The organism is Serratia sp. B501, assembly GCF_051172315.1.
In the GTDB taxonomy this organism is placed as follows: domain Bacteria; phylum Pseudomonadota; class Gammaproteobacteria; order Enterobacterales; family Enterobacteriaceae; genus Serratia; species Serratia ureilytica.
In genome coordinates, this window is sequence record NZ_JBPIZB010000004.1 from 457,671 (window position 1) to 481,950 (window position 24,280).

Genomic DNA, 24,280 nt, shown 5'->3' on the forward strand with positions numbered 1-24,280 from the left:
CGGTGAGATACAACCGAACCGCCGCCATGTAGGGTCAATTCTTACTGTGACAACAGGAGTCAACCGTGGTGCCATTTTTTGATAAATCACAAACCGTCGATAAGGCAAGCGCGCTGCCTGGCCGCACCACGCCAATGCCTGTCGCAACGCTCAACGTCGTCACCGAACACTCGATGACTCAGGTGCCGGCCGGCATGGAAGTGGCGATCTTCGCCATGGGCTGTTTCTGGGGCGTTGAGCGTCTGTTCTGGCAACAGCCGGGCGTCTACAGCACCGCCGCCGGCTACAGCGGCGGCTACACGCCGAACCCGACCTACCGCGAAGTGTGCAGCGGCCAGACCGGCCACGCCGAAGTGGTGCGCGTGGTGTTCGATCCGCAGGTCGTCAGCTACAAGCAGCTGCTGCAGGTGTTCTGGGAAAATCACGATCCGGCGCAGGGCATGCGCCAGGGCGGCGACGTCGGCACGCAGTACCGCTCGGCGATTTACACGCTGAGCCCAGAGCAGCAGGCCGAGGCAGAAAGCAGCCTGCAACGCTTCCAGCAGGCGATGGCGGCGGCGGGCGACAAGCGCGTCATCACCACCGAGATCGCGCCGGCGCTGCCGTTCTATTATGCGGAAGACGATCACCAGCAGTACCTGTTCAAAAACCCGGAAGGTTACTGCGGGCTGGGCGGCATCGGCGTTTGCCTGCCGCCACAGGGCTGATCCGATGCCGGCCGGCGGCACTTTTTTAACCGCTGGCGGCCCCTGTGGGGCAACTGCTATACTGTACGGGCCGCTTCTGCGGCCCGATAGCTTCCCTTCTGGTTGTTATCGCTGCTTTTTTTACTATGTACTACCCTTCCTCAAGAGCGCCGGCATCCCGTCGGCACGTATGGATAGATTATGTTAAACAGTATTTTACTGATTCTTTTTCTGATCGCGGTGAGTGCGTTTTTCTCACTGTCGGAAATCTCTCTGGCCGCCTCGCGCAAGATCAAACTGAAGCTGATGGCGGACGAAGGCAACATCAACGCCGCCAGAGTGCTTAAACTGCAAGAAACCCCTGGCATCTTCTTCACCGTGGTGCAGATCGGCCTGAACGCCGTGGCCATCCTCGGCGGTATCGTCGGCGACGCGGCGTTTTCCGGCACCTTCCAACAGTTCTTTATTCGCTTCCTGTCGCCCGAACTGGCGGAACAGGTCAGCTTCATCTGCTCCTTCGTGCTGGTGACCAGCCTGTTTATCCTGTTCGCCGATTTGACCCCGAAGCGCATCGGTATGATTGCACCAGAGACGGTCGCCGTCCGGATCATCAACCCGATGCGTTTCTCCATCATGATCTTCCGCCCGCTGGTGTGGTTCTTCAACGGCATGGCCAACCTGATCTTCCGCATGTTCAAGCTGCCGATGGTGCGTAAAGACGACATCACCTCCGATGACATCTACGCGGTGGTGGAAGCCGGTGCCCTGGCGGGCGTGCTGCGCAAGCAGGAGCACGAGCTGATTGAAAACGTGTTCGAACTGGAGTCGCGCACCGTGCCGTCTTCGATGACCTCGCGCGAAAGCGTGGTGTACTTCGATCTGCGCGAAAGCGAAGAGAGCATCAAGGAGAAGGTCTCGACCCATCCGCACTCCAAGTTCCTGGTGTGCGACGGCCATATCGATCAGGTGGTGGGTTATGTCGATTCCAAAGACCTGCTGAACCGCGTGCTGGGCAACCAGAGCCTGGTGTTGAGCAGCGGCGTGCAGATCCGCTCGGCGCTGATCGTGCCGGACACGTTGACGCTGTCCGAAGCGCTGGAAAGCTTCAAAACCGCCGGCGAAGACTTCGCGGTGATCCTCAATGAATATGCGTTGGTGGTGGGCATCATCACCCTTAACGACGTGATGACCACGCTGATGGGCGATCTGGTCGGCCAGGGCCAGGAAGAGCAGATCGTGGCGCGCGACGAAAGCTCATGGCTGATTGAAGGCGGCACGCCGATCGACGACGTGATGCGCGTGCTGGATATCGACGAGTTCCCGCAGGCGGGCAACTACGAAACCATTGGCGGCTTTATGATGTACATGCTGCGCAAGATCCCGAAACGCACCGACTTCGTCAAATACGCCGGCTACAAGTTCGAAGTGGTGGATATCGACAGCTACAAGATAGATCAGCTGCTGGTCACCCGACTGAGCGACAAACCGGCGGCGGTGCTGCCGAAAGCGCCGGACGACACGCCTGCGGCCTGACGGCAGGCGGCAAAAACGTCAGCGGCCCCATCGGGGCCGCATTTTTTTACCGCTGTCAGCATGGTGTTCAACCCATCTCGGTCTGCAACAGCAGCACCTGGCGGTTCACTTCGGACATCACGCTGAAATGGCGCTTGTCGCGAATCTTCGGCGGCAGGATTTTCCCCTCGTCGAATTCAAATGCGCCCACGTCCTTGATATACAGCCTTCCGCGAAACAGGGTCTTAACGTACTTCGCCACTTTCAAAGGGTTATAACGCTGGAAGATTCTCATTCTTTTACGCTCCTCCCGTTGATCCATGCGCTCAGCGAGCCGCCAAAGGTGGCAGCCTCGAAATTCAGAACGCAACTTGATTGCATGTAGTAGACCCAGTAAAGACCAGATCGTTCACTTCCGCCCGGTGATCTGCACTGGATTTACACTTTTTGACAGAATTGTATATGATGATTTATAACGTTTTCAGGATATCCCTTCAAAATCTGATGATTAGCGAACCAAGGGAAAAACTGCGATCCGGTTAACAGGACAGACCTCTTATCACATCCTATGCTTTAGGCTGTCGAAGTGCTGTCGCACAAATTCCCCCATTTACAAGGAGAAAGCATGAAAACAAGTCGCATGCTGATGGTATCCCTGCTGCTCGCCCCGCTTTTCGCTTCCGCGCACAACTTCCAGCTCCAGCAGCGCGTGGCGCCGGTTGGCGTCAGCGATAAAGGAGAGCTCAATTACGCTGACGGTAATTTTAGCTACCAGAATTGGAACAGCGCGCAGCTCAGTGGAAAAGTGCGGGTGATACAGCACATTGCCGGCCGCAGCTCCGCCAAAGACATGAACGACCCACTGATTGAAGCGATCAAGAAGGCGAAGCTACCACACGATCGTTACCAAACGACGACAATCGTCAACACCGACGATGCCCTGATGGGCACCGCCATGTTCGTGCGCAGCAGCATCGAAGACAGCAAGAAAGAGTTCCCGTGGTCGCAGTTTATCGTCGACAGCGACGGCAACGTGCGCAAAGCCTGGGATCTGCAGCCGAAAGGTTCCGCCATCGTGGTGCTGGATAAGCAAGGGCGCATTCAGTTCGCCAAAGACGGCGCGCTGACGCCGGAAGAGGTGCAGCAGGTGATGTCCAAGCTGCACCAGCTGTTGGCGAACTGACTCAGAACAGCGAAACCCGGAAGCCGGGGTTGAGGAAAGATTCACGCGGGGTATAGAGCAACGGCTTGCCCTGCCAATCGTGAATTTGCGCCCCGGCGGCCACCGCCACCGCGTGTCCTGCGGCGGTATCCCAAATATTGGTTGGCCCGAAGCGCGGATAGAGCTGCGCCTTGCCTTCCGCCACCAGGCAGAACTTCAGTGAGGAACCGACGGACACGGTCTGGTGCTCGCCCAACTGCTGCAGATAGTCTTTCAATTCGTCGTCGATATGCGAGCGGCTCACCACCACCAGCGGCGGATGCGCGTTGCTGACGCCGATCGCCTGCCGCACGCCCTTCTCTTCTTTCCAGGCCTTGCCGCGCTCCGCCAGGTACAACACGTCGATCGCCGGGGCGTACACCACGCCCATCACCGCCTGCCCGTCTTCAATCAGGGCGATATTGACCGTGAACTCGCCATTGCGATGCAAGAACTCTTTGGTGCCGTCCAGCGGATCGACCAGCCAGTAGCGCGTCCAGTTGCGGCGCTCTTCCCACGCCGGCGGATCCTCTTCCGACAGCAGCGGCACCTCCGGCGTCAGGGCCGCCAGGCCGCGCTTGATGATGTGATGCGCCGCCAGATCGGCCGCCGTCACCGGTGAGTCATCTTTTTTCTTTGCGACATCAAGCGGTTGTTCACCGTCGTACACCGCCATGATCGCTGCCCCCGCCTCGCGGGACAGTTGGCAAATTCGCTCTAACATCATGCACCTCAACTCTGCATCTCCGTGGGAAATTTCCCTCTGTCTCTGCTAGCAGACTAGTTTTTTTTACGCCGAATATCCATCTCAACCGGCTAAGCCGCGGGAATTCCTCAGATCTTGTTGGGCACAACTGTGAACTTCCCCGCGTTACCCGCCGCCGTTTTCTGCCACACTTCACAGTTTACTGTGGCAAGCAGTGTTAATTACATTTCCCTCTGCGATAACACTCGAATAATGGAATGGAGAGAACCCCAAATGATGAAGCATCCACTGACGCTGTCCGCGCTTGCGCTGCTGGTGTGCGCCTCGGCGCAGGCGGCCACCGTCGATCTGCGCGTGCTGGAAACCACCGATCTGCACAGCAACATGATGGACTTCGATTACTACAAGGACACGCCGACCGACAAGTTCGGCCTGGTGCGCACCGCCAGCCTGATCCAACAGGCGCGCCAGCAGGCCGCCAACGCGGTGTTGGTGGATAACGGCGACATCATTCAGGGCAGCCCGCTCGGGGATTACATGGCGGCCAAGGGGCTGAAACCGGGCGACGTGCACCCGGTCTATAAGGCGATGAACACGCTGGACTATGTGGTCGGCAACATCGGCAACCATGAGTTCAACTACGGGCTGGACTACCTGAAGAACGCCATCGCCGGCGCCAAATTCCCGTACATCAACGCCAACGTCATCGACGCCAAAACGCAAAAACCGCTGTTCACGCCATACATCATCGTCGATACCCCGGTGAAGGATCGCGATGGCAAGGCGCATACGCTGCGCATCGGCTACATCGGCTTCGTGCCGCCGCAGATCCTGGTGTGGGACAAAGCCAACCTGCAGGGCAAAGTGACGGTGGACGACATCACCGCCACCGCCAAGCGCTACGTGCCGCAGATGCGTAAACAGGGCGCCGATCTGGTGGTGGCGATCCCGCATTCCGGGTTGTCCAGCGAGCCTTACAAGGCGATGGCGGAAAACTCGGTCTATTACCTCAGCCAGGTGCCCGGCATCGACGCCATCATGTTCGGCCATGCCCACGCGGTGTTCCCGAGCAAGGACTTCGCCAACATCAAAGGCGCGGATATCGACAAAGGCCTGCTGAATGGCGTACCGGCGGTGATGCCGGGCCAATGGGGCGACCATCTCGGCGTGGTCGATCTGCAGCTCAACAACGATGGCGGCAGTTGGAAAGTGACCGCCGCCAAAGCGGAAGCGCGGCCGATCTACGACAAAGAGAACAAGAAATCGCTGGCGGCGGAAGATGCCGCGCTGGTGAAGGTGTTGGCGGACGATCACAAAGGCACGCGCGAGTTCGTCAGCCAGCCGATCGGTAAATCCGACGGCAACATGTACAGCTACCTGGCGCTGGTGCAGGACGATCCGACGGTGCAGATCGTCAACAATGCGCAGAAGGCCTACGTCGAACATTACATCCAGGGCGACCCGGACCTGGCCGATCTGCCGGTGCTGTCCGCGGCGGCCCCGTTCAAGGTCGGCGGCCGCAAGAACGACCCCGCCAGCTTCGTCGAAGTGGAAAAAGGTCAGCTCACCTTCCGCAACGCCGCCGATCTCTATCTCTATCCCAATACGCTGGTGGTGGTGAAGGCCAGCGGCAAAGAGGTGAAAGAGTGGCTGGAGTGCTCCGCCGGCCAGTTCAACCAGATCGACGTCAACAGCGCCAAGCCGCAAGGCTTGATCAACTGGGACGGCTTCCGCACCTATAACTTCGACGTGATCGACGGCGTCAACTACCAGATCGACGTCAGCCAACCGGCGCGCTACGACGGCGAATGCCAGCTGATCAACGCTAAGGCGGAGCGCATCAAGCAGCTGACCTTCAACGGCAAGCCGATCGATCCGAACGCCACCTTCCTGGTTGCCACCAACAACTACCGCGCCTACGGCGGCAAGTTTGCCGGCACCGGCGACAAACATATCGCCTTCGCTTCGCCGGATGAAAACCGCTCGGTGCTGGCGGCCTACATCACCGCCGAAACCCAGCGGCATGGCGCGGTGCGCCCGCAGGCGGACAACAATTGGCGTTTGGCTAACTTCAGCAGCAAGCAGCCGCTGGATATCCGCTTCGAGACCTCGCCTTCGGACAAAGCGACGAAGTTTATCAAAGAGCACGCCCAATACCCGATGAGCGCCGCAGGCAGCGACAGCATCGGCTTCGCGGTTTATCGCATCGATTTAAGCGGTAAGTAACTCACTGTCACTGGCCGGCTCGCCCGGCCATTCATCACCCGTTTGCGCGGCGCATAAAATAAGGGCGCCACGAAGGCGCCCAGAGTAATCCTCGGTGGGATTACAGGATTTCCAGCAGCTCGACGTCGAACACCAGCGCGCTGAACGGCGGGATGGACGCGCCTGCGCCACGCTCGCCGTAGGCCAGGTTGTGCGGGATATACAGCTGCCATTTGGAACCGACCGGCATCAGGGTCAGCGCTTCGATCCAGCCTGGGATCACGCCGCTGACCGGGAATTCTGCCGGCTGGCCGCGTTCAACCGAGCTGTCGAACACGTCGCCGTTGATAAGACGGCCGGTGTAGTGCACACGCACGCGATCCTGACGGGACGGGATTGGGCCGTTGCCCTGCTCCAGTACGGAGAACTGCAGGCCAGACTCGGTCAGCGTCACGTCGTCGCGCTTGGCGTTGTCGTCCAGGAATTTCTGGCCTTCAACGGCCATCGCCTGCTGGCGCTCGCGGCGCACCGCATCCGCACGCTCGTGGATTTCACGCAGCGCACGGTGCACCACGTCTACCGGAACCGCCGGGGCATTCCCTTCCAGCGCGTCGCGCAGACCCGCCAGCAAAGCTTCCGGTTGCAAACCTTCCAGCCCGGACTCTTGCAGCTGCTGGCCGACCTGTAAACCAATCCCGTAACTTGCTTGCGCTTCAACGCTGTCAAAAGAAGGGGTTGTCATGGGGTTTTCCTTAAGTCTGTAAAAAGTCGAAAGCGCAGCATAACAGCGCGTCAATGCCGGGTAAAATCTTGTGTGGAGAATGATGACTTTTGTCGTAGAAAAAGAAACAATAACCTTCTGTTAACGCCCGCAGCCGCAAACCCCGGCCCTGCCGCTCAGCCGCCTTTCACTTCAATCAGTTAGCGGACTATACTGAAAGCAGGATATCGGGCAGGCGACGCGCTTGCCGCGCCGCGCTTATTATTACGCCGTCGAAGAGAGGTCACCATGGGCAGAATCGCGCCCAGGAGAAGGAAAACCACCCGCATCTACCAGCCGCTGCTGCGCACCTGGCTGAACATCAGCCAGCGCCTGAAACCCGGCGCCGCACCCACGCAGGAAGACGCGGAGTCGCCATCGGAACCGCCGTCGGCCAACGACAAGATGCAGCGGGTCAAAGCGCTGCTGGCCAAAGTCTGGCATCTGCCGGACGGTTTCCATTGGATGGAACCACTGCCCTACTTTCACCGCCGCTGGGTGCTGATCTTCGGCATCATTCTGCTGCTGGCGTTGCTGTGGCCCTACTCGCCCGAAAGACAGCCGTTCCCGGTCTCTCAGCAGGAAACCAGCGTGCCGCTGCAGGCTGAGCTGCAAAACGGCGGTGGCGCCGCCACGCCGGCCAACGAACCGACGCCGGCGGGCAACTGGCAGCGTTATCAGATCCAGCCCGGCCAGACGCTGGCCCAGCTGTTTCGCGACAACAATCTGCCGGTGAATGAGGTGTTCGCCATGGCGCAGGTGGAAGGCGGCGACAAGCCGCTGAGCAACATGAAAGCCGGTCAGGAAGTGCGCATCGAACGCGACGCCAACGGCGTGATTAACGCGCTGTCGGTCACCACCGTGGACAACAGCCAGGCGCTGTTCCGCCGCCAGGCCGACGGCAGCTACCGCCGGGAACGTTAATCGCTAAAGCTGCGCCAGCAGAAACTCGCGCAGCACTACGCCCTGGTTGTGCGCGGTATCTTTGCTGCCATACAGCAGCGTCAGCGCCTCCCCCTGCCGCAACAGCGCCACCAGCGGCTGCCAGGTGTCGTTGGCCGCCAGCTGTTGGCGGTAACGCGCCTCGAAGGCTTCCCACTGGTCGGTATGCTGATGGAACCACTTGCGCAGCTCGTCATCCGGCGCCACCTGTTTCAACCACTGCACGCCCGCCAGCCTCTCCTTGCTGATGCCGCGCGGCCATAGCCTGTCTATCAGATAGCAATGCGCCGGCGCCGGCGCGCTGAAATCGTAAACCCGCTGTAGCGTAATCGTTGCCATCACACGCTCTCCCTTTTCATCCCGTCTTCTAGCGTAGCGCGTTTTGCCGGGCGCAGAAAAGCAAAACGCCAGCGCGAGGCTGGCGTTTTAACCGGGTTAACAGCAGCGTAAATTACGCTTCTGCAACCACAACTACATTCAGCTGTGCGAACACGTCGCTGTGTACCTGGAAGTGCACTTCGTGCTCACCAGTGGTACGCAGAACGCCGTTCGGCAGACGAACTTCGCTCTTGGCAACTTCAACGCCTGCCGCAGTCACTGCGTCAGCGATGTCGCGGGTGCCGATAGAGCCGAACAGTTTACCTTCGTCGCCAGATTTGGAAGCGATGGTCACTGAACCCAGTTCGTTGATCTTGGTTGCGCGAGCTTCAGCAGCAGCCAGAACGTCAGCCAGTTTGGCTTCCAGTTCAGCACGGCGTGCTTCGAAGAACTCAACGTTTTTCTTGGTAGCAGGAACAGCTTTGCCCTGTGGTACCAGGAAGTTACGAGCGTAGCCCGCTTTAACGTTAACTTGATCACCCAGGCTGCCCAGGTTTGCTACTTTATCAAGCAGAATAACTTGCATTACCTTATCCTCTCAAAGTCGTTAATGGACAGTGGCCGATTACTGATGACGATCAGTGTACGGCAACAAAGACAGGTAGCGCGCGCGCTTGATAGCACGGGCCAGCTGGCGCTGATATTTTGCACGAGTACCGGTGATACGGCTCGGTACAATTTTACCACTTTCGGTGATGTAGTTTTTCAGCGTAGCGATGTCTTTATAGTCAATCTCTTGAACGCCTTCCGCGGTGAAACGGCAGAACTTGCGACGACGGAAATAACGTGCCATTTGGCTAGTCTCCAGAATCTATCAATTCAATCTGCTCGGCATGCAGAACCAATTTGCTCAGCCCGTTGCGCCCTTGATGGCAGCTTACAAAGCCTTGCACGGTAATCTGACTGCCGACCGTTAATCTTTGAGTTAGTGCTTGTGACTGTTGTCCGCTGACAACCACGGGCATTCGGCACCATGCTTGTCTGCTGAATCCGGCTTCCATCTGCTGCGAACGGTGCTCTAGCACAAATTGGCAGTGCGGTATCCCGGAAGGACTCACTTTTCGAACCGGCGCCTTGCACACAGTGCCCGACAAAACCAGACGATTAGCCGTCACGGCGGCAATTACTCTTCAGAATCCCCAGCATCTGCATCATCTGCGGTTTCGTTAGCGAAGTCTTCGCGGCGATCGCCACGACGTTCGTCTTTCGCTTTAACCATCGGAGATGCTTCAGTTACCGCGTGCTTAACGCGCATAACCATGCTGCGGATAACGGCGTCGTTGAAGCGGAAGTTAGTTTCCAGCTCATCGATCGCTTCCTGCGGCGCTTCAACGTTCAGCAGAACGTAGTGAGCTTTGTGCAGTTTGTTGATCGGATAAGCCAGCTGACGGCGGCCCCAGTCTTCCAGACGGTGAATCTGACCTTGCGCGTTAGTGATGGTAGCACTGTAACGCTCGATCATGCCCGGAACCTGTTCGCTTTGGTCAGGATGGACCATAAAAACGATTTCGTAATGACGCATCGAATTGCTCCTTACGGATTATTCAGCCTCCTGTCAGGGTCAACCGCGGCCCATGGAAGCAAGGAACGTGTTTAGTGTGCGGCTGAAAAATGACGCGTAATCATACTGACGCAGGGCGGGAAACTCAAGGACTGCGTGGGTTTTATTCGCGTTATTGAGAGGGGGTATGGGAAATAGCACGATTTGCTGGCGAGGAAACCTATGTACGCCGATCCATCAGTTTCAAAAATCTTTCAATGAAATCAGCGCTGAGTCACAAATCTATTTCATTTTTTTTGAAAGAAGTCATCAAAACGCCCCGCTTTTTAATCCGCCGCAACCGACTAAAATTAACCTTATCCGCCGCAGACAGCGCGACGAAAAAGATTCCAGGTTATTCAATGCAGATAAATGACTTTTTGCCGCAGCGACACTCGCTGTCAGGCCGTAACGGCAAAAAGTAAGAGAGGCACTATGAAACACATCATTCTCGCGACGGCGCTTGCCGCCCTGTTCTCCGCCAACGTGATGGCCGCGACGGAGATCTCCTCGCACCAGGCCGATCAACGCCAGAGCGTTGGCTTCGTCACTCTGAACCAGAACGTGGTCTCGCCGGATGACGCCAGCAGCCAGGTCAGTAAAATCGCCGATCAACGCGGTGCAAGCTCTTATCGCATCATCGCCCTGCACGAACCGGGCGACAACAGCACGATGCACGTCAGCGCCGAGCTGTACCGTTAAAAAGACGCGCCACGCCAGGGAAATCCCCAGGGCTTCATCAGAAAGCCCGTTCAGTCCGCACCGGAGCGCCGCCTGTCGGGCGCTCCACTTCCTCACCCATCACAGTTTGAGCAACGTCGGCGCGCTGAACGCCTTGCCCGGATTGTGCAATTGCAGCGCCATCCGCAGATAGTTTGTCCGTACCTGCAGCAGTTCGGCGCTTTCCTCCAGCGTCGCCCGCTGCTCGAAGGAGAGCGAGCCGGCCTTCGCGGTTTGCGTGGACACCGCTTTCGGCGCGGAGGCGAACAGCGCCGTCATGTTTTGCACCGTATGCGCGGTGATGCGCGACAGCGGATTCGCCTTGTTTTGCCGCGCCTTGCCGTCGGCTGCCCCCAGCATCTCACTGAAGGCCATTGAGTTAAGATCGGCGCGCGCTTTCATCGTTCCCGCCAGCCCGCGCGCTGTCTCGGCCGTATTGCTGATACCCTTTATCATGCTCTCCGCTCCTTGCCGCCCCTGAAAGAATTCACGCTGACATTCTCCTCCGCCATGCGTCAAACAATGACCGAAACAGCCTACAGAGAGCACCGCAATTCCACGCATCGCGCCCGGAGGCGCATTACAATTCGCGGCGAAAGAAATCGGTGGTGGCGGACAGCGCCAGCGGCGTGATGCGATGCTTCACGCCCGGCTCGACGAGCGATGTCAAACGGCCGTCCGCACCTTGCTGCCGCAGTTCAGCCGCCAAACGCAGGCTGTCCGCCGCCGGCACCACGTCGTCCGTCTCGCCGTGCCACAGCAGCAGCGGCCGCCCTGCAATCTGCGCCAAACGTCCTTCCAGCTCATACTCCGCCAGCACGGCGGTGCGCGCCGCAAACGCCGCCGGCGAGAGCGCCTCGCCCGTCTCGCCCAACGGCGGATACAGCGTTTGCGCCAGCGCACGGTAATAGCCGGAGCCCATCAGGCTGGCGGCCGCACGGATCCACGGAAAGCGCGCGAAGGCGCCAAGCGCGGTCATGCCGCCCATTGAGGCGCCGGCGACGCCGATGCGGCCGTCGGCGATCAGGCCAAGCCGCTCAAAATGCGCGTTGATCTGCGGCAGTTCGTCGATATTGCTGCGCAGGATCTCCCAGAATGACGCCAGGCGCCGCGCCTCATCGCCGTCAAATCGCTCGCCGTGCCGATCGGCATCCGGCAACACCGCCCGAAAACCGGCGCGCGCCAGCGCATAGGCGAAATAAGCGTACACCTCTTTCGACGAGGTATAGCCATGGCAGAAGAACACCGTCGGCAGCGGCCGATGATACTGCCCCGCCGGCACCGCATGGATCACCGCGATATCGCCAACCCGCTCGTCATGAATTTCGATCATCCGTTCATCCTCAACTCACCTGTTGGCATTCATCATGACAAACTTGCGCGAAGCAGCGTTAGCTCAATCTGTTACAGCTTATATTGCGTTACACTGAAGCCATCGCACCGGCGCTTACGAGGTCACCATGACGATTGCCCGCACACTCATTACCCTGACGCTGGCCGCACAGCTTTCCGCCTGCGGCATCATGACCACCACGCCGAAACCGCCGCCGCCCCCCACCGCTCAGGCGCAGGAGATCGTCCGCGCGCAGACCGCCGAGCTGGTGAAAATGGGCACCGTCACCGCCGTGGTGCGCGGCAGCCCGATGGACGTGGAAGCGGAGATCCAACGCAAGGCCACCGCCGCCGGCGCCCGTTATTACGTGATCATCATGAACAGCGAAACCGTCGTGCCGGGCCAATGGTATTCCCAGGCGATCCTGTATCGCTAAGGCGGGGATTTTTTAAGCAGCTTTACACTGGCTTTGCACTGGCTGAAGAAGGGTGTTGCACACTGAGGGACAGCATGCCGCATGTTGCGGGTGTCGATTCAGGATCTGACGAAGGGGAACGCCATGAAACGCTCCACCGCACTCACCTCCCTCTTGCTTTCCATGGGATTGCTCAGCACCGGCGCACAGTCCGCCGAGCTGGCGCCCGCCGATCGCGTGACGCCGCTCAGTGAAATCGCCGAGATCACCTTCAACGATTTGCCCGGCTCACCGCAGGAGGCGGAACTGGCCATCGCCCGCACCGCCGACCAACACGGCGCCAGCTATTACCGCATTCTGCGGATGGAAGAGCAGGCGCACCCGCTTGGCTGGCGCGCCTCGGCCATCTTATACCTTTAGTAGCTCATGCAAGCCGCATTCAACACCCCGCCGCTGACGGAGACGCCCCCCAGGAAAATCCCGGCGGCCAGGTGATTCGCTTCTATCTTGTCGCTGATGCGCGGCATGTAGATCTTTACGGCGGCGAACAGCAGCAGTTGCACCACCAGCGCCACCACGCCCCACAGCAGGTAATCCAGCAGGCTGATCGAGTTGATCGCCGCGCTGGCCAGCGGGATCACATATCCCAGGCAAGCGCCGATAAAAGCAAAGGCGGCGGATTGATTATCGGCCTTGATCAGCGCCCATTCGTCGTGCGGGGTGATGCGGGTATAGACGAACAGAAACACCAAAATCATGGCGAAGCCGCTGAAGAAGTAAGAGGCGAACGCCGCCAACGCGCTGAGAATATCCATGTGCATTTTCCTGTCAGAGTGAGGCTGAATTAAAAAGGTTTTCGCCGCCGGGCGCCACCCTTTTCCCTAACCGCCGATGGCGCGGTTCAGCAGCAGTTCGCACGCCTCGGCCGACAGCAGGCTCTCGCCGCGGTGATCCAGCGTCAGATGACACCAGGCGTCGGCGATCAGCGGGCTGGCGTGCTGCAGCAGCTGCGCGGCGCAGCACAGGTCGAACAGCTGTTGAGTCAGCCGCCGCCCCATCTCCTCGCTCGGTTGCCGGGCACGCTGCTGCCACTGCCGCCAGGCGTGATCGAACAACCGATTCTGGCCGCGCACCGGCTGCAGCTCGAACTGCAACATCTCGAGCGCGCCCGGCAGTTTATGCAGACTGCGCAACACGTCCAGACACATGATGTTGCCGGAGCCCTCCCAGATGCTGTTCACCGGCATTTCACGGTACAGGCGCGGCAGTTCACTCTCCTCGCAGTAACCGATGCCGCCCAGCACCTCCATCGCCTCGGCGATGAACGGCATGCCCTGGCGGCAAATGCTGTATTTGGCCGCCGGCGTCAGCAGACGGCTGTAGATCAGTTCGCCTTCATTGCTGCGGCTTTCCCAGGCGCGAGCCAGCCGGAACAGCAACGCGGTATGCCCTTCCAGCCGCAGCGCCATGCGCGCCAAGACCTGGCGCATCAGCGGTTGTTCTATCAACAGCTTGCCGAACGCCTGCCGCTGCAGCGCATGATACAGCGCCACCGACAGCCCGCGGCGCATCAGGCCGTGGCTGCCCAACGAACAGTCGAAACGGGTCAGGCCGCCCATCTTCAGGATATGCCGCACGCCGTCGCCCTCATCGCCCAGCAGCCAGGCCGTGGCGTCCTGAAACTCCACCTCGCTGCTGGCGTTGGAGCGGTTGCCCAGCTTGTCTTTCAACCGCTCAAGGCGAATGGCGTTGCGGCTGCCGTCCGGCAAAATGCGCGGCAGGAAGAAGCAGGACAGCCCGCCTTCGGCCTGCGCCAGCACCAGGTGCGCATCGCTCTGCGGCACCGAGAAGAACCACTTGTGCCCCACCAGCCGGTAGGCTTCGCCCGGCCCGCGCGCGCCGAGCGGCGTGGCGGTGGTGGTATTGCTCAAGACATCGGAGCCGCCCTGTTTCTCCGTCATGCCCATGCCGATCAGCAGGCCGCGCTTTTGCCCGCCCGGCAGCAGGTGAGCGTCATAACGGTCCGACAGCAGCGGCGTCAGCCAGGAGCGAAACTCGGCCGGTAACGCCTGCAGCAACAGCGGCGTGGCGCCGAAGGTCATGGTCACCGGGCACAGCGTGCCGGCCTCGACCTGCGCATGCAGCATAAAGCGCGCGGCGCGCGCCACGAAGGAACCGATGCGCGCATCCTCCTGCCAGGGCAGGTTGTGCACCCGATTGGCGATCAGGCCCTGCATCAGAATATGCCAGGCGGGGTGAAAGCGAACGTCATCCAGCCGCTGGCCAGTGGCGTCGTAGCGCAACAGTTCCGGCGGGTTGGCGTTAGCCAGCCGCCCCAGCTCCAGCGACTCCTGGGTACCGAGCTGCTGGCCCAGCGAGGCCAATACCTCGGCGTCCCAACCGCCTTGTTCACGCTGCAACGCTTCGCGCAGCGGCGTATCGGAGAGAAACAGGTTGCTGTTGCCCAGCGGCTTGGGTTGGTTAAAAACGGTGTGCGTAGTCCAGACCATGAGAGTGCTCCCTGAAAAAAGCGTCAGGAGTAAGTATGGTCGGCGCAGAGATTTCTGCCGCAGGCGGGATCACAAGAGGGGGAATTAACGGGAGCACGGCGCCCCCGTCAGAAGAATCAGCCGCGCTGGCGCACCGCTTCGAACAGGCAGATGCCGGTGGCGACCGACACGTTCAGTGAAGAGACGGTACCGGCCATCGGGATGCTGATCAGCTCATCACAGTGTTCGCGGGTCAGGCGGCGCATGCCTTCGCCTTCCGCGCCCATCACCAGCGCCATCGGGCCGGTCATTTTGCTTTGATACAGCGTATGGTCGGCTTCGCCGGCGGTGCCGACGACCCAGACATTCATCTCTTGCAGCAGACGCAGCGTGCGCGCCAGATTGGTCACGCGGATCAACGGCACGTTTTCGGCGGCGCCGCAGGCCACTTTCTTGGCAGTGGCGTTCAACTGGGCGGAACGATCGCGGGGCACGATCACCGCGTGCACGCCGGCCGCATCGGCGCTGCGCAGGCAGGCGCCGAGGTTATGCGGGTCGGTCACGCCGTCCAGCACCAGCAGGAATGGCGTTTCCACGCTCTCCAACAGGCCCGGCAGATCGTTCTCCTGATACTGACGCCCTTCGCGCACCCGGGCGATGATCCCCTGGTGCACCGCGCCTTCAACCTTGTCATCCAGCCATTGGCGATTCGCCACCTGGATCACGATGCCGGTCGCTTCCAGCTCGGCGATCAGCGGCTGCAGGCGGCGATCTTCGCGGCCTTTCAGGATAAACACTTCCAGGAAGCGTTGCGGATCGCGCTCTAACAGGGCTTTGACGGCGTGGATGCCGTAAATAATTTCGCTCATGATGCTCTTTTAAAGTCGTGCGGCCGGCGATAACCGGCCGATGGTAACGATGTGCGGCAGGTTAAGCCTGCTCGGCACCTTTCTTCTTGGCTGCGCGTTTGGCTTTGGTCGCCGCCGCGATTTTCCGCGTTTTGTCGGACGCTTTCTTGGCTTTCTTTTTCGCCTTCTTCACGTTGTCCGCGGGCTTGGCGTCATCCTGCTTACGGAAGGCGCTGTCCGGCTCGAAGTTGGCCGGCGGTTTGCCGCCGCGGCGCTTGCCGCGCCCCGCGCTACCATTGTCGCGCAGCGTGCGCTGGCCGCCCTTCTTGGCGCGATCGCGCTCGGTTTTGCCTTCACCGCGCGCTTTGCGGGTGCTGGACACCAGCGCGAAGTCGATCTTGCGCTCGTCCATATGCACCGCATCCACGCGGATCTCCACCGTATCCCCCAGGCGATAGACCGTGCCGGAAGACTCGCCGATCAGGCGCTGGCCGATATTATCGTAGCGATAGTAATCATTATCCAGCGTTGATACGTGCACCAGCCCGTCGATGAACAGATCGTTCAGGCGCACGAAGAAGCCGAAGCCGGTCACGCTGGAGATAATGCCGCTGAACACTTCACCGACGTGATCCTGCATGAAGTCGCACTTCAGCCAGTCGGCGACGTTGCGCGTCGCTTCGTCCGCGCGGCGCTCGGTCATCGAACAGTGTTCACCCAGCTGCAGCATCTCTTCGAATTCGCTGTGCCAGCCGCCGGTCGGCGTCCAGCGCTCTTTCGGCTCGCCATGCTCTTTGGCCAGCTGGTATTTGATCGCGCGGTGCAACGCCAGATCCGGATAACGGCGGATCGGCGAGGTGAAGTGGCCGTAAGAGGCCAGCGCCAGGCCGAAGTGGCCGCGGTTTTCCGGATCGTAAATCGCCTGCTTCATCGAGCGCAGCAACATGGTTTGCAGCATTTCGTGGTCAGGGCGCTCGGACACTTCATCCATCAGCACCGCATAGTCCTTCGGCTGCGGCTTGTTGCCGCCGCCCAGCGTCAGCCCCAGCTCGCTCAGCACGCTGCGCAGCGCGGAGATGTGGTCATCGCTCGGACGATCGTGCACGCGGTACAGCGCCGGCTCGTTGCGTTTCTCGACGAAGCGCGCAGCCGCCACGTTGGCCATGATCATGCACTCTTCGATCAGCTTGTGGGCGTCGTTGCGCACCGTCGGCTCCACGCGCTCGATGCGGCGTTCGGCGTTGAAGATGAATTTGGCTTCTTCGGTTTCAAACGCGATGCCGCCGCGCTCGGCGCGCGCCTTATCCAGCACCTTGTACATGGCGTGCAGCTCTTCCAGGTGCTTGACCAGCGGGTGGTAATGCTCGCGCAGCTCCTGATCGCCCTGCAGAATGTGCCACACCTTGTTGTAGGTCAGGCGGGCGTGGGAGCTCATCACCGCCTCGTAGAACTTGGCCGTGGACAGGCGCCCCTGGGCGGAGATGGTCATCTCGCACACCATGCACAGGCGATCGACCTGCGGGTTCAGGGAGCACAGCCCGTTGGACAGCACTTCCGGCAGCATCGGGATCACCTGCGACGGGAAATACACCGAGTTGCCGCGGCTGCGCGCTTCGTCGTCCAGCGCGGTGCGTGGACGCACATAGTAGCTGACGTCGGCGATCGCGACCCACAGGCGCCAGCCGCCGCCGCGTTTTTTCTCGCAGTACACGGCATCATCGAAGTCGCGCGCGTCTTCACCGTCGATGGTGACCAACGGCAGCTTGCGCAGATCGACGCGGCCCTTCTTGGCCGCTTCCGGCACCTGTTCGCTGAGATCGGCCACCTGCTTTTCCACCTGCGGTGGCCAGGTATGCGGGATCTCATGGGTGCGCAGCGCGATATCCACCGCCATGCTGGTGCCCATTTTGTCGCCGAGGATCTCGACGATCTTGCCGACCGCTTTGGTGCGGCGGGTTGGGCGTTGAGTCAGCTCCACCACCACCATATACCCCATGCGCGCGCCGCTGACGCTGTCCGCCGGGATCAGAATATCGAAGCTCAGACGGCTGTCGTCCGGCACCACGAAGCCGGTACCGGCATCCATGAAGAAGCGACCGACGATCTGGCTGGTTTTCGGCACCAGCACGCGCACGATGCGCGCTTCGCGACGCCCTTTGCGATCCGCGCCCAGCGCCTGCGCCAGCACCACGTCACCGTGGATCGCCATTTTCATCTGTTCGGCGGACAGATACAGATCGTCTTTGCTGCCTTCAACGCGCAGGAAGCCATAGCCGTCGCGGTGGCCGATCACCGTGCCGCGCAGCAGGTCCAAACGCTCCGGCAGCGCGTAGCACTGGCGGCGGGTAAACACTAACTGGCCATCGCGCTCCATGGCGCGCAGGCGGCGGCGCAGCGCTTCCAGCTGTTCTTCGCCGCTGAGGCCCAATTCGTTGCCCAGTTCTTCGCGGCTGGCCGGCGTTTCTCGTTTCGCCAAATGGGCCAGGATATATTCACGGCTGGGAATGGGAGATTCGTATTTTTCTGCTTCTCGTTCCAGGAATGGATCTTGTGACATTGCGGTTCCTCCGTTGTCATCAGCAGGATGACGTTGAGCCTTGTCTTCTCAACGTCGTTTTATTCGACAAGCAATAGCTTGTAGAGCGGCGGATTGTCTTCGACCATGTCGGCCAACGTATGCTTATCCAGCTCTTCAAGGAAATTCTGTACGCCCTGTTGGAGCACCTGCTTCAATCGGCAGGCAGGGGTGATGTGGCAAAACTCGCTGCTGCAGTTAACCAGCGCAAGCGGCTCCAGCGCCCGCACGACATCGCCGAGGCGAATGCTCTCGGCCGGTTTGCCCAAACGGATGCCGCCATGCTTGCCGCGCACCGCCGTGACAAAACCGACCCGGCTCAACTGATTGATGATCTTCACCATATGGTTGCGAGACACGCCATACACCTCGGTCACTTCCGAGATACTGGTCATCTTGTCCTGCGGCAACGAGGCCATGTAGATCAACGCCCGCAGACCATAATCAGTAAAACTTGTTAACTGCACATCTTACCTCTGGGTATGACTTTACCCGTCTGATACGCCGCTTTTCGGCGCTATTCAAAAGATTACTCATTGGATAATAAACCAGCCGGAGAGTTCGTCGCTAATTATTTAGCGAATCCCGCGCCTTAAGGCGGGTTTATGAAAGGATTTTTTGACGTGAAACCGCAATCGGAGGGAGTCAGGATAAAAACAAACCGGGACGCGCCCGGTTTGTTTAATGCCGCAAAGCCTGATTATGCGTCGAACGGGTCGCGCAGGATCATGGTTTCGCTGCGATCCGGGCCGGTAGAGATGATGTCTACCGGTACGCCGGTCACTTCTTCGATGCGCTTGATGTAGTTCAGCGCAGCCTGAGGCAGCTTGCTGTGCTCTTTCACGCCAAAGGTGGTTTCGCTCCAGCCCGGCATGGTTTCGTAGATAGGCTCAATGCCTTCCCAGCCTTCAGCCGCCAGCGGAGTGGTGTCCACTTCACGGCCGTCCGGCATGCGGTAACCCACGCAGATCTTCACTTCTTTCAGGCCGTCCAGGACGTCCAGTTTGGTCAGGCAGAAGCCGGACAGGGAGTTGATCTGCACCGCGCGACGCACCGCTACCGCGTCCAGCCAGCCGGTACGACGACGACGGCCGGTGGTGGCGCCGAACTCGTTACCCTGCTTGCACAGGTACTCGCCGGTTTCATCGAACAGCTCGGTTGGGAACGGGCCTGCACCCACGCGAGTGGAGTAGGCTTTCACGATGCCCAGCACGTAGTCCACATAACGCGGGCCGATGCCGGAACCGGTAGCCACGCCGCCGGCAGTGGTGTTGGAAGAGGTCACATACGGGTAAGTACCGTGGTCGATATCCAGCAGGGTGCCCTGAGCGCCTTCGAACATGATCAGATCGCCACGCTTGCGCGCGCCGTCCAGCAGTTCGGAAACGTCAACCACCATCGCGGTCAGGATATCGGCGATAGACAGCACGTAGTCCAGCGTCGCCTGATAATCGACGGCTTCAACTTTGTAGTAGTTGACCAGTTGGAAGTTGTGGTAATCGACGATCTCTTTCAGCTTAACGGCGAAGGTTTCTTTGTTGAACAGATCGCCGACGCGCAGACCGCGACGAGCCACTTTATCTTCGTAAGCCGGGCCGATGCCGCGACCGGTGGTGCCGATCGCTTTCGCGCCGCGCGCTTTCTCACGCGCGTTATCCAACGCAACGTGGTAAGGCAGGATCAACGGGCAAGCTTCAGAGAGTAACAGACGTTCGCGTACCGGGATGCCACGCGCTTCGAGTTCACCCATTTCTTTCATCAATGCGTCCGGCGCCAGAACAACACCGTTGCCGATGATGCTGGTGACGTTTTCACGCAGAATACCTGAAGGAATTAAATGAAGAACGGTTTTTTCACCGTTGATTACCAGAGTGTGGCCAGCGTTATGGCCACCTTGGTAGCGCACAACATATTGAGCCCGTTCAGTCAGCAGGTCTACAACCTTGCCTTTACCTTCGTCACCCCATTGGGTGCCCAGTACGACGACGTTCTTACCCATTTTTCAAAATCACCGATTGCTTAAAAATGGATTCTACCACCGTAATTTTCGATTTTCAGCACTTTTAGCATACGATTGCATAAATTTTGGGCTAGACTTTAAAGACCCGTGCGGCCGCTCAACATGTAGTAGATCACGCAGCCCGCAACCACTATTCCACCGCCAAATCGCCGCAGCGTCGCGTCCGGCAACTGCGACATCGCCACAATCATTTTGCGCCAGGCCTGCGGAAACAGCATCGGCCCCAGTCCTTCCAGCACCAGGACCAGCCCGAGCGCCAGCCAAATCGTTGAGTTCATGCATCCCCCAAAAACGAGAAAGGGCCCGCGAAAACGGGCCCTCGATCAGATTGCCTGCCGCGCTTATTTGCGCAGGGTATCAGGCGACTTCATGTAGCGGAAGAAATCGCTGTCCGGGCTCAGTACCAGCACGTCCTGGTTGTCCTTGAAGCTGGCTTCATAGGCACGCAGGCTGCGGATAAAGGCATAGAAGTCCGGATCCTGGCTGAACGCGTTGGCGAACAGCTTGGCTGCTTCAGCATCGCCTTCACCACGGGTGATACGCGCCTGACGCTCGGCTTCCGCCAGGGTACGGGTCACTTCGTAGTCCGCGCTGGCGCGCAGTTTCTCGGCTTCTTCCTGGCCCTGCGAGCGCAGGCGACGGGCTACCGCTTCACGCTCGGCGCGCATACGCTGGTAGATGGCGTCGGAGACTTCGGCCGGCAGGTTGATCTGCTTGATACGCACGTCGATCACTTCGATGCCCAACGCCGCCATGCTGTTCGGGTTCACCTGCGGCTGTTTGCCGGTGGTTTCCCGCTCAACGCGCGCCGCCGCAGAGGCGATAGCGTCATCGGCTTCGGTGGTCGCCACTTCTTCGCCGTCACCCACGGTGCCGGTGTTCAGCGCGTCACGCACGTCAGACATCAGCTTGCCGCGCGAGTCGGTCACGATGTCTTTCACGTCCAGGCGGCCGATTTCGGAACGCAGACGGTCGCTGAACTTACGCTTCAGCAGCACTTCGGCCTGGGAGACGTCGCCGCCGCCGGTCGCCAGATAGTAGCGGCTGAAGTCGCTGATGCGCCACTTCAGATAGGAGTCAACGATCAGGTCTTTCTTCTCGCTGGTCACGAAGCGATCGGCCTGGTTGTCCATGGTCTGGATACGCGCATCCAGGTTCTTCACGGTCTCAATGAACGGGATCTTGAGGTGCAGACCCGGCGCATACACCAGCGGCTTGTTTTCGCCGTCGCGCAGCACCTTGCCGAAGCGCAGCACGATGCCGCGCTGGCCTTCCTGCACTACGAACAGCGAAGCGTACAGCACCACCAGCACCGCGAGGACAATAACTACAAAAGACTTACGCATTGATTACTCTCTCCCTACGCGAGTGGTGTCGTCACGCTGCGCATTCGCCCGGCGCTGATCCATAACCGATCCGCTGCTGGTGCGCGGGGTGCTGCTGTTGGCAGCCGGCGCTGGATTCGGATTGAGGCGAATCAGGCTGGTATCCTTGTTGCCGCTCTCCGTCGCCGCGCCTTGGCCGCGCAGCATCTGATCCAGCGGCAGCACCATCAGGTTGTTGCCTTTGTCGCTCACCAACACCTTACGGGTATGGCCCAGCACTTTTTCCATGGTTTCGATATACAGACGCTCGCGGGTGATCTGCGGTGCGGACTTGTATTCCGGCAACAGCTTGGCAAAGCGCGCCACCTCACCCTGAGCTTCCAGGACGGTGCGGTCTTTATAAGCCTTGGAGTCTTCCAGCAGACGCTGCGCCTGGCCGTTCGCACGCGGCTGAACTTCGTTGGCGTAAGCTTCCGCTTCACGGATGTATTGCTGCTCGTTCTCACGCGCGGCGATCGCATCGTCGAACGACGCCTTCACCTCTTCCGGCGGACGCGCCGCCTGGAAGTTGACGTCCAGCAGCGTGATGCCCATGTTGTAAGGACGAATGGTCTCTTCCAGCATGCGCTGCGTATCGTTACGCACCACGGTACGGCCTTCGGTCAGGATGCGATCCATCGAGTATTTGCCGATCACGCCGCGCAGGGCGCTGTCGGTCGCCTGGCTCAGGCTGTCGTCGGCATTGACGACGCTGAACAGGTACGCTTCCGGATTGGTCACGCGGTACTGTACGTTCATTTCCACGCGCACCACGTTTTCATCGGAGGTCAGCATCACGCCGGACGCCGCCAGCTCACGCACGGATTCCACGTTCACCGGGCGCACGTCGTCGATGAAGGTCGGCTTCCAGTTCAGGCCCGGCTGCACCAGGTGGCTGAACTTACCGAAACGCGTCACGACGCCGCGCTCGGCTTCCTTGATGGTGTAGAAGCCGCTGGCGGCCCAGATCACCACCACGGCAACCGCCGCGATACCGATAATGCGGCCGCTGAAACCCGGGCCGGAGGCCCCGGTGCCGCCGCTATTGCTGTTGGAGCCTTTGCCTCCGCCAAAACCGCTCAATTTCTTGCTCAGTTTGCGGAAGATATCATCCAAATCAGGTGGCCCTTGATCACGACCGCCTTTGTTGTTACCGCCAGAGTTGCCGCCATTGTTATTGCTGCTCCCCCACGGGTCGCGGTCCTGTCCGTTATTACCGGGCTGATTCCACGCCATGTTTTAGCTCCATATTCTGTGATTGGGTACTTCAGGCTTTCGCGAAGCATAAATGTAACAGGATATGATCATACGATAAAGTCAATCAGGTCCTGTTCTTGCTTGCAGAGACGACGCCATTCGACGATCGGCATTCGCACCACCACGCCAATGCTGCCGTCCTCTTCGTTCCACTCTTTTTCAATCGCCTGAAGCTGGTAAAAACGGCTGCGAAGACGGCCTGCCCGTGGCGGTAAGCGCAATTCGTAATGCGCGATCTCCCCCGATAAGCGCTCCGTCAACGCCTGATACAGCAACGGAATACCCTCTCCGCTGGCGGCGGACAGCCACACCCGGATCGGCAGGTTTTCATCGTTGCGGTCGATACGCGGCACAAAATCGTCCAGCATATCTATTTTGTTCATCACTAACAGTGTAGGGATTTCATCCGAGTCTATCTCCGCCAGCACGGTGTTCACCGCGTCGATGTTCTCGTCGACGCGCGGATCCGCCGCGTCAATGACGTGCAGCAGCAAAGAGGCCTGGCGCGTCTCCTGCAGCGTCGCCTTGAAGGCGGCCACCAGATCGTGCGGCAGGTGCCGGATAAAGCCTACGGTATCCGCCAACACGGTATCCCCCACGTCCGGCACGTCAATGCGCCGCAACGTAGGATCCAGGGTGGCAAATAGCTGGTCCGCCGCATACACCTCGGCAGACGTTATTCGGTTAAACAGGGTGGATTTGCCGGCGTTGGTATAGCCCACCAGCGATACGGTCGGCACATCGGCGCGGGTCCGCGCGCGTCGGCCTTGTTCACGCTGCTTCTCTACCCGCTCCAGGCGGCGCAGAATCAAGCTGATGCGATCGCGTAACAGGCGACGGTCGGTCTCAAGCTGGGTTTCCCCCGGCCCGCGCAGGCCTATCCCCCCTTTTTGCCGCTCCAGGTGCGTCCAGCCGCGTACCAGACGCGTGGCGATGTGACGCAGCTGCGCCAGCTCCACCTGCAGCTTACCTTCATGGGTGCGGGCACGCTGGGCGAAAATGTCTAAAATCAGCCCGGTGCGATCGATCACCCGGCATTCGCACAGGCGCTCGAGGTTTCTTTCCTGCGCCGGGGAAAGGGAATGATCAAACAGGACAACAGACGCGCCGCTGGCTTTCACCGCATCTGCAATTTCTTCGGCCTTTCCTTCGCCGACAAAGTACTTCGGATGCGGGGCTTTGCGGCTACCAGTCACCACTTGCAAAGCTTCGACACCGGCTGAGGAGACCAGCGATTCGAACTCGCTGAGATCTTCCGTATCTTTGTCTTGCGAGAAATAGATATGAACCAGTACGGCCTGCTCACCGGCTTCATAACGGTCAAACAAG

Annotated in this window: 29 protein-coding genes; 9 read left to right on the top strand and 20 right to left on the bottom strand. The window is 59.7% G+C overall.

Annotation, left to right across the window (positions count from 1 at the left end; all coding sequences use genetic code 11):
- Window positions 1-68 precede the first annotated feature (68 nt).
- Together msrA and ACSBQV_RS15720 are read left to right on the top strand one after the other, a co-directional pair.
- Entirely contained in the window at window positions 69-707 is a 639-nt protein-coding gene (gene msrA, locus ACSBQV_RS15715; protein ID WP_089195519.1) for a peptide-methionine (S)-S-oxide reductase MsrA, read from the top strand.
- A 180-nt stretch (window positions 708-887) separates the two neighbouring features.
- The gene (locus ACSBQV_RS15720) at window positions 888-2,219 is read left to right on the top strand and encodes a hemolysin family protein (protein WP_033641641.1); all 1,332 of its coding nucleotides are present in this window, start codon (window positions 888-890) and stop codon (window positions 2,217-2,219) included.
- Window positions 2,220-2,286: 67 nt separating this feature from the next.
- Here ACSBQV_RS15720 and ACSBQV_RS15725 read toward each other — a convergent pair whose 3' ends face one another.
- On the bottom strand, window positions 2,287-2,493 hold the full coding sequence (locus ACSBQV_RS15725; RefSeq protein ID WP_004933604.1) for a DUF1107 domain-containing protein: 207 nt from the start codon (window positions 2,491-2,493) through the stop codon (window positions 2,287-2,289).
- Window positions 2,494-2,823: 330 nt separating this feature from the next.
- Between ACSBQV_RS15725 and ACSBQV_RS15730 the strand changes: the two genes are divergently transcribed.
- Window positions 2,824-3,381, top strand: coding sequence for a YtfJ family protein (locus ACSBQV_RS15730; protein WP_025159587.1), 558 nt, complete (start codon window positions 2,824-2,826; stop codon window positions 3,379-3,381).
- A gap of 1 nt (window position 3,382) precedes the next feature.
- Here the strand turns inward: ACSBQV_RS15730 and cysQ are convergent, their stop codons facing one another.
- A complete protein-coding gene (gene cysQ / locus ACSBQV_RS15735) occupies window positions 3,383-4,123 on the bottom strand; it encodes a 3'(2'),5'-bisphosphate nucleotidase CysQ (protein ID WP_168177224.1) in 741 nt (246 codons plus the stop codon).
- Between the two features lie 255 nt (window positions 4,124-4,378).
- Between cysQ and ACSBQV_RS15740 the strand changes: the two genes are divergently transcribed.
- Window positions 4,379-6,331, top strand: a complete 1,953-nt coding sequence (locus tag ACSBQV_RS15740; protein ID WP_033651488.1) for a bifunctional 2',3'-cyclic-nucleotide 2'-phosphodiesterase/3'-nucleotidase — start codon at window positions 4,379-4,381, stop codon at window positions 6,329-6,331.
- 100 nt (window positions 6,332-6,431) lie between these two features.
- Here the strand turns inward: ACSBQV_RS15740 and fklB are convergent, their stop codons facing one another.
- The gene (fklB, locus tag ACSBQV_RS15745) at window positions 6,432-7,052 is read right to left on the bottom strand and encodes an FKBP-type peptidyl-prolyl cis-trans isomerase (protein ID WP_004933618.1); all 621 of its coding nucleotides are present in this window, start codon (window positions 7,050-7,052) and stop codon (window positions 6,432-6,434) included.
- A 267-nt stretch (window positions 7,053-7,319) separates the two neighbouring features.
- Between fklB and ACSBQV_RS15750 the strand changes: the two genes are divergently transcribed.
- Complete coding sequence (locus tag ACSBQV_RS15750) at window positions 7,320-7,994, top strand: OapA family protein (RefSeq protein ID WP_033651489.1); 675 nt, start codon at window positions 7,320-7,322, stop codon at window positions 7,992-7,994.
- A 3-nt stretch (window positions 7,995-7,997) separates the two neighbouring features.
- On the opposite strand, the gene ACSBQV_RS15755 is transcribed toward ACSBQV_RS15750, so the two are convergent.
- From ACSBQV_RS15755 to rpsF, 5 genes are all read right to left on the bottom strand, one after another.
- Window positions 7,998-8,351 carry a DUF488 domain-containing protein gene (locus ACSBQV_RS15755; protein WP_099783294.1) on the bottom strand — a complete coding sequence of 118 codons (354 nt, stop codon included), beginning with the start codon at window positions 8,349-8,351 and terminating at the stop codon, window positions 7,998-8,000.
- Between the two features lie 112 nt (window positions 8,352-8,463).
- On the bottom strand, window positions 8,464-8,916 hold the full coding sequence (gene rplI / locus ACSBQV_RS15760; RefSeq protein WP_004933629.1) for a 50S ribosomal protein L9: 453 nt from the start codon (window positions 8,914-8,916) through the stop codon (window positions 8,464-8,466).
- 39 nt (window positions 8,917-8,955) lie between these two features.
- Window positions 8,956-9,183: a 30S ribosomal protein S18 gene (gene rpsR / locus ACSBQV_RS15765; RefSeq protein ID WP_000135199.1), complete on the bottom strand. Its 228-nt coding sequence runs from the start codon at window positions 9,181-9,183 to the stop codon at window positions 8,956-8,958.
- 4 nt (window positions 9,184-9,187) lie between these two features.
- Window positions 9,188-9,505, bottom strand: a complete 318-nt coding sequence (gene priB, locus ACSBQV_RS15770) for a primosomal replication protein N (RefSeq protein ID WP_049233092.1) — start codon at window positions 9,503-9,505, stop codon at window positions 9,188-9,190.
- Between the two features lie 8 nt (window positions 9,506-9,513).
- Window positions 9,514-9,912 (bottom strand): 30S ribosomal protein S6, encoded by a 399-nt coding sequence (gene rpsF / locus ACSBQV_RS15775; protein WP_004933634.1) that lies wholly within the window; start codon window positions 9,910-9,912, stop codon window positions 9,514-9,516.
- 236 nt (window positions 9,913-10,148) lie between these two features.
- Here rpsF and ACSBQV_RS15780 point away from each other — a divergent pair, with 236 nt between their 5' ends.
- Together ACSBQV_RS15780 and ACSBQV_RS15785 are read left to right on the top strand one after the other, a co-directional pair.
- Entirely contained in the window at window positions 10,149-10,355 is a 207-nt protein-coding gene (locus tag ACSBQV_RS15780) for a hypothetical protein (protein ID WP_143557062.1), read from the top strand.
- Window positions 10,356-10,365: 10 nt separating this feature from the next.
- Complete coding sequence (locus ACSBQV_RS15785) at window positions 10,366-10,632, top strand: DUF1471 domain-containing protein (protein WP_099783296.1); 267 nt, start codon at window positions 10,366-10,368, stop codon at window positions 10,630-10,632.
- Window positions 10,633-10,731: 99 nt separating this feature from the next.
- On the opposite strand, the gene ACSBQV_RS15790 is transcribed toward ACSBQV_RS15785, so the two are convergent.
- On the bottom strand, window positions 10,732-11,106 hold the full coding sequence (locus ACSBQV_RS15790; RefSeq protein WP_099783298.1) for a hypothetical protein: 375 nt from the start codon (window positions 11,104-11,106) through the stop codon (window positions 10,732-10,734).
- Between the two features lie 124 nt (window positions 11,107-11,230).
- The gene (gene yjfP, locus ACSBQV_RS15795; RefSeq protein ID WP_033641630.1) at window positions 11,231-11,983 is read right to left on the bottom strand and encodes an esterase; all 753 of its coding nucleotides are present in this window, start codon (window positions 11,981-11,983) and stop codon (window positions 11,231-11,233) included.
- A 127-nt stretch (window positions 11,984-12,110) separates the two neighbouring features.
- Between yjfP and bsmA the strand changes: the two genes are divergently transcribed.
- Together bsmA and ACSBQV_RS15805 are read left to right on the top strand one after the other, a co-directional pair.
- Window positions 12,111-12,419: a biofilm peroxide resistance protein BsmA gene (gene bsmA / locus ACSBQV_RS15800; RefSeq protein ID WP_033651492.1), complete on the top strand. Its 309-nt coding sequence runs from the start codon at window positions 12,111-12,113 to the stop codon at window positions 12,417-12,419.
- 123 nt (window positions 12,420-12,542) lie between these two features.
- Window positions 12,543-12,818, top strand: coding sequence for a DUF1471 domain-containing protein (locus ACSBQV_RS15805; RefSeq protein WP_025305027.1), 276 nt, complete (start codon window positions 12,543-12,545; stop codon window positions 12,816-12,818).
- Here ACSBQV_RS15805 and ACSBQV_RS15810 read toward each other — a convergent pair.
- The 10 genes from ACSBQV_RS15810 to hflX form a co-directional block, all read right to left on the bottom strand.
- A complete protein-coding gene (locus tag ACSBQV_RS15810; protein ID WP_015376394.1) occupies window positions 12,815-13,213 on the bottom strand; it encodes a DUF350 domain-containing protein in 399 nt (132 codons plus the stop codon). The genes ACSBQV_RS15805 and ACSBQV_RS15810 overlap by 4 nt on opposite strands.
- A gap of 66 nt (window positions 13,214-13,279) precedes the next feature.
- On the bottom strand, window positions 13,280-14,908 hold the full coding sequence (locus ACSBQV_RS15815) for an isovaleryl-CoA dehydrogenase (protein ID WP_099783300.1): 1,629 nt from the start codon (window positions 14,906-14,908) through the stop codon (window positions 13,280-13,282).
- Between the two features lie 116 nt (window positions 14,909-15,024).
- Entirely contained in the window at window positions 15,025-15,756 is a 732-nt protein-coding gene (gene rlmB, locus ACSBQV_RS15820; protein WP_004933653.1) for a 23S rRNA (guanosine(2251)-2'-O)-methyltransferase RlmB, read from the bottom strand.
- 61 nt (window positions 15,757-15,817) lie between these two features.
- Entirely contained in the window at window positions 15,818-18,292 is a 2,475-nt protein-coding gene (rnr, locus tag ACSBQV_RS15825) for a ribonuclease R (RefSeq protein WP_094143639.1), read from the bottom strand.
- A gap of 59 nt (window positions 18,293-18,351) precedes the next feature.
- A complete protein-coding gene (gene nsrR / locus ACSBQV_RS15830; protein WP_015376391.1) occupies window positions 18,352-18,777 on the bottom strand; it encodes a nitric oxide-sensing transcriptional repressor NsrR in 426 nt (141 codons plus the stop codon).
- 233 nt (window positions 18,778-19,010) lie between these two features.
- On the bottom strand, window positions 19,011-20,309 hold the full coding sequence (locus tag ACSBQV_RS15835) for an adenylosuccinate synthase (RefSeq protein WP_025159583.1): 1,299 nt from the start codon (window positions 20,307-20,309) through the stop codon (window positions 19,011-19,013).
- A gap of 98 nt (window positions 20,310-20,407) precedes the next feature.
- On the bottom strand, window positions 20,408-20,608 hold the full coding sequence (locus tag ACSBQV_RS15840) for a DUF2065 domain-containing protein (RefSeq protein WP_004933666.1): 201 nt from the start codon (window positions 20,606-20,608) through the stop codon (window positions 20,408-20,410).
- Between the two features lie 63 nt (window positions 20,609-20,671).
- Entirely contained in the window at window positions 20,672-21,676 is a 1,005-nt protein-coding gene (gene hflC / locus ACSBQV_RS15845; RefSeq protein ID WP_004933669.1) for a protease modulator HflC, read from the bottom strand.
- Window positions 21,677-21,679: 3 nt separating this feature from the next.
- Window positions 21,680-22,930 carry an FtsH protease activity modulator HflK gene (hflK, locus tag ACSBQV_RS15850; RefSeq protein ID WP_033641626.1) on the bottom strand — a complete coding sequence of 417 codons (1,251 nt, stop codon included), beginning with the start codon at window positions 22,928-22,930 and terminating at the stop codon, window positions 21,680-21,682.
- A 68-nt stretch (window positions 22,931-22,998) separates the two neighbouring features.
- A complete protein-coding gene (gene hflX / locus ACSBQV_RS15855) occupies window positions 22,999-24,279 on the bottom strand; it encodes a ribosome rescue GTPase HflX (RefSeq protein ID WP_033641625.1) in 1,281 nt (426 codons plus the stop codon).
- Between the last annotated feature and the right edge of the window lies 1 nt (window position 24,280).

Bases quoted from the DNA above. Each gene is read 5' to 3' on its own strand.
- ACSBQV_RS15720 (WP_033641641.1), top strand. From the start codon at position 888: ATGTTAAACAGTATTTTACTGATTCTTTTTCTGATCGCGGTGAGTGCG.
- ACSBQV_RS15725 (WP_004933604.1), bottom strand. From the start codon at position 2,493: ATGAGAATCTTCCAGCGTTATAACCCTTTGAAAGTGGCGAAGTACGTT.
- ACSBQV_RS15730 (WP_025159587.1), top strand. From the start codon at position 2,824: ATGAAAACAAGTCGCATGCTGATGGTATCCCTGCTGCTCGCCCCGCTT.
- cysQ (WP_168177224.1), bottom strand. From the start codon at position 4,123: ATGTTAGAGCGAATTTGCCAACTGTCCCGCGAGGCGGGGGCAGCGATC.
- ACSBQV_RS15740 (WP_033651488.1), top strand. From the start codon at position 4,379: ATGATGAAGCATCCACTGACGCTGTCCGCGCTTGCGCTGCTGGTGTGC.
- fklB (WP_004933618.1), bottom strand. From the start codon at position 7,052: ATGACAACCCCTTCTTTTGACAGCGTTGAAGCGCAAGCAAGTTACGGG.
- ACSBQV_RS15750 (WP_033651489.1), top strand. From the start codon at position 7,320: ATGGGCAGAATCGCGCCCAGGAGAAGGAAAACCACCCGCATCTACCAG.
- ACSBQV_RS15755 (WP_099783294.1), bottom strand. From the start codon at position 8,351: ATGGCAACGATTACGCTACAGCGGGTTTACGATTTCAGCGCGCCGGCG.
- rplI (WP_004933629.1), bottom strand. From the start codon at position 8,916: ATGCAAGTTATTCTGCTTGATAAAGTAGCAAACCTGGGCAGCCTGGGT.
- rpsR (WP_000135199.1), bottom strand. From the start codon at position 9,183: ATGGCACGTTATTTCCGTCGTCGCAAGTTCTGCCGTTTCACCGCGGAA.
- rpsF (WP_004933634.1), bottom strand. From the start codon at position 9,912: ATGCGTCATTACGAAATCGTTTTTATGGTCCATCCTGACCAAAGCGAA.
- ACSBQV_RS15780 (WP_143557062.1), top strand. From the start codon at position 10,149: ATGAAATCAGCGCTGAGTCACAAATCTATTTCATTTTTTTTGAAAGAA.
- ACSBQV_RS15785 (WP_099783296.1), top strand. From the start codon at position 10,366: ATGAAACACATCATTCTCGCGACGGCGCTTGCCGCCCTGTTCTCCGCC.
- ACSBQV_RS15790 (WP_099783298.1), bottom strand. From the start codon at position 11,106: ATGATAAAGGGTATCAGCAATACGGCCGAGACAGCGCGCGGGCTGGCG.
- yjfP (WP_033641630.1), bottom strand. From the start codon at position 11,983: ATGATCGAAATTCATGACGAGCGGGTTGGCGATATCGCGGTGATCCAT.
- bsmA (WP_033651492.1), top strand. From the start codon at position 12,111: ATGACGATTGCCCGCACACTCATTACCCTGACGCTGGCCGCACAGCTT.
- ACSBQV_RS15805 (WP_025305027.1), top strand. From the start codon at position 12,543: ATGAAACGCTCCACCGCACTCACCTCCCTCTTGCTTTCCATGGGATTG.
- ACSBQV_RS15810 (WP_015376394.1), bottom strand. From the start codon at position 13,213: ATGGATATTCTCAGCGCGTTGGCGGCGTTCGCCTCTTACTTCTTCAGC.
- ACSBQV_RS15815 (WP_099783300.1), bottom strand. From the start codon at position 14,908: ATGGTCTGGACTACGCACACCGTTTTTAACCAACCCAAGCCGCTGGGC.
- rlmB (WP_004933653.1), bottom strand. From the start codon at position 15,756: ATGAGCGAAATTATTTACGGCATCCACGCCGTCAAAGCCCTGTTAGAG.
- rnr (WP_094143639.1), bottom strand. From the start codon at position 18,292: ATGTCACAAGATCCATTCCTGGAACGAGAAGCAGAAAAATACGAATCT.
- ACSBQV_RS15835 (WP_025159583.1), bottom strand. From the start codon at position 20,309: ATGGGTAAGAACGTCGTCGTACTGGGCACCCAATGGGGTGACGAAGGT.
- ACSBQV_RS15840 (WP_004933666.1), bottom strand. From the start codon at position 20,608: ATGAACTCAACGATTTGGCTGGCGCTCGGGCTGGTCCTGGTGCTGGAA.
- hflC (WP_004933669.1), bottom strand. From the start codon at position 21,676: ATGCGTAAGTCTTTTGTAGTTATTGTCCTCGCGGTGCTGGTGGTGCTG.
- hflK (WP_033641626.1), bottom strand. From the start codon at position 22,930: ATGGCGTGGAATCAGCCCGGTAATAACGGACAGGACCGCGACCCGTGG.